Genomic DNA, 914 nt, shown 5'->3' on the forward strand with positions numbered 1-914 from the left:
CAGCCGGCTCAGAAATCACAGGCGCAGCTCTTCGGACTGGGCGAGAAACCAGTCGACCAATATCTTGCACCGCTTGTTCTTGCTGACGTCGTCGCCAGCAGGAAGAATGCTCGTTCGGTCTTGATCTCGGCAGGCAGCGGCTTGACCAGAAGGCGGTTCTTGACCAGGTGGTGGGCCGTCAGGGACCAGCCCAAGGCTATTCCTTCGCCGGCCAGGGCCGCTTGAAGCGTCAGCTGGGAGTCGTTGAAGACAATGTTGGGCTTGATCTCGCTCGCATCGCCACCCGCGAGCTCGACCCACTCGGACCAGTCCATGCGCTTGCGATAAGCATCCGAGGAATGGATCAGCTGATGGTGGACGAGATCTTCGACGCCCTGCGGAGCGGAATGCGACAGAAGATAGGCCGGTGAGCAGACCGGAAAGATGATCTCGTCGCAGACGAACCAGCTGTTGGCCCTGTCGAAATCCCGCGACCGCACCCACACTGTCACATCGACCTCGTGGTCGGGGTCGATGTCGCGATCGGTGGCGACGACCTTGATCCTGATGTCAGGATGCTTTTCCTGGAAGTCGTAGAGCTGAGGCGCCAGCCAATGTGCCGCCAGAGATGTCGAAGCCGCAAAGGTGATGTACTGCGTGCCGCGCCCGGAGATCGCCTCAAGCCTTTGCTCCAGCCGGCGAAAACTGATGCGCACCTCGTCGTAGAGCTGCCTTCCTGCCTCCGTCAGCTGCACTCCTCGGTTGTCCCGCGCGAAAAGACTGGTGCCGCAGTGCTTCTCGAACATCTTGATCGAGTGCGAGACACTCGGCTGCGTGACGTTGAGCTCGCTCGCCGCCCTCTTGAAACTCAAGGTGCGGGCAGCCGCTTCAAAAACAAACAGCGAATGGGTGGAAGGCACGAGACCGCGAAGCTT

The 914-nt window shown here is 60.3% G+C and carries 1 protein-coding gene; it reads right to left on the reverse strand.

All coding sequences use genetic code 11. The annotated features are described in order from the left end of the window. Positions 1–8 precede the first annotated feature (8 nt). Positions 9–914, reverse strand: a 906-nt coding sequence (locus tag AC0L3E_RS34550; RefSeq protein WP_473606903.1) for a LysR substrate-binding domain-containing protein, incomplete at its 5' end; no start/stop codon positions are given.

The sequence above is a fragment of the Mesorhizobium sp. WSM4822 genome (assembly GCF_055811155.1).